Origin of the sequence: Bradyrhizobium sp. STM 3809 (assembly GCF_000239795.1) — a bacterium.
In the GTDB taxonomy this organism is placed as follows: domain Bacteria; phylum Pseudomonadota; class Alphaproteobacteria; order Rhizobiales; family Xanthobacteraceae; genus Bradyrhizobium.
In genome coordinates, this window is record NZ_CAFJ01000343.1 from 1 (window position 1) to 1,553 (window position 1,553).

Annotated in this window: 3 protein-coding genes; 1 reads left to right on the top strand and 2 read right to left on the bottom strand. The window is 67.9% G+C overall.

Annotated elements, in window-relative coordinates; translation table 11 throughout:
* Nucleotides 1-48 precede the first annotated feature (48 nt).
* Nucleotides 49-354, top strand: a complete 306-nt coding sequence (locus tag BRAS3809_RS18585) for an ETC complex I subunit (RefSeq protein WP_008963619.1) — start codon at nucleotides 49-51, stop codon at nucleotides 352-354.
* Nucleotides 355-393: 39 nt separating this feature from the next.
* On the opposite strand, the gene BRAS3809_RS18590 is transcribed toward BRAS3809_RS18585, so the two are convergent.
* Both BRAS3809_RS18590 and BRAS3809_RS18595 read right to left on the bottom strand, forming a co-directional pair.
* A complete protein-coding gene (locus BRAS3809_RS18590) occupies nucleotides 394-882 on the bottom strand; it encodes an Lrp/AsnC family transcriptional regulator (RefSeq protein WP_008963620.1) in 489 nt (162 codons plus the stop codon).
* Between the two features lie 5 nt (nucleotides 883-887).
* The gene (locus tag BRAS3809_RS18595) at nucleotides 888-1,532 is read right to left on the bottom strand and encodes a TetR/AcrR family transcriptional regulator (protein ID WP_008963621.1); all 645 of its coding nucleotides are present in this window, start codon (nucleotides 1,530-1,532) and stop codon (nucleotides 888-890) included.
* Nucleotides 1,533-1,553 lie beyond the last annotated feature (21 nt).

Consider the following 1,553-nt stretch of genomic DNA (forward strand, 5'->3'; position numbering starts at 1 on the left):
TTTCCGCCAAACGCCTGACGACCGCTGCTTCGAGGGGCTCTTCCAGCCATGACTGCACGCATTTTCAAGCCCGCCAAGAACGCCATGCAATCCGGCAAGGCCAAGACCCGGGACTGGCAGCTGGATTACGAGCCGGAGCAGCCGCGGTCGGTCGAGCCGCTGATGGGCTGGACCTCGTCCTCTGACATGAAGCAGCAGGTCACCCTGCGCTTCGACAGCAAGGACGAGGCGATCGCCTATTGCGAGCGCAAGGGCATCCCGTACCAGGTGATCGAGCCGAAGGAGCCGGTGAAGCGGCAGGCCGCCTATGCCGACAACTTCTCCTTCCGCCGCGGCGAGCCCTGGACGCACTGAACCCGCGGCATCGTGCTCCTCCGGCCCGCGGTCCGCAGCCTAGCCCGCGGCGCCGTCTCCGCCGGGGATCGGCAGCGGCCCGTCCTTGGACTGGCCGAGCGTCGGCAGGCTTCGGATGGTGCGAACGCCCGGCAGCGCGGCAAATTGCCGGAGCTGCCGGCTCATGCCCTCGACCCCGGTCGAGACGCATTTCAGCAGGAAGTCGGCATCTCCCGACAGCCGCCAGCATTGCTGGACCCAGGGCAGGGGCATGATCGCCGCCTCGAACGCCCCGAGCGCCGCCTGGTTCTGGCTCTCGAGCTGGATCGTCACGAACGAGACGACCTCATAGCCGAGCGCCCGTTCATCGATCGTGGCGCGGATCGCTGTGATCACGCCGCTGCTGCGCAGGGCGCGGACCCGGCGCAGGCAGTTCGGGTGCGAGATGCCGACGCGCTCGGCGAGCTCATTGATGCGGATGCGGCCGTCGACCTGAAGCTCGGCGAGGATCCTGTGGTCGATCGCGTCGAGGTCGGGCCGCTCCGCCATTGCCGCTAGCCCTGCTGTGCGGTCGCATCGTCGCCGCCGCCCGGTCGGGCTGCCGCGCTGCGCGGCATGACGCCTGAGAGCACGAGCTTCTCATGGGCGGCGATGATGGCGTCCTTGGTCAGCCGGCCGCCTGGACGGTACCAGCTGCACAGTCCCGTGAGCAGCGCGATGATCGCGAAGGTGGCGACCTGGATGTCGTCGACGTCGAAGACGCCCTGCGCCACGCCATCGGTGAGGATGTCGGCGAGCCGGCGCTCATAGGCGCCGCGCAGCGCCACCACCGCCTGATAGTTGCGCGGCTCGAGGCTGCGCAGCTCCGAATTGGCGATGAAGACCTCGCGCTTGCGGGTCATGTGATAGCTGACGTGGAAGGCGACGAACGCGCGCAGCCGCTCGACCGGACCTTGCTTGTCCTGCAGCGCCAGCTCCAGCTCGCGCAGCAGATCATTGATGTGGTCCTGGATCAGCTCGGCGAGCAGCTCCTGCTTGGTGCTGATGTGATTGTAGAGAGAGCCGGGTTGGATGCCGACTTCGGCGGCGAGCTGGCGCAGGCTCATCGCCTCGTAGCCATGCTCGAAGATCAGCCGCAGTCCGGCCTTGCGGATGGCCTCCATCGTCGTCGGACCATGCGACCCGATCGTGCGCGCCATGCTAGCCTCGCCGGGCCGGCC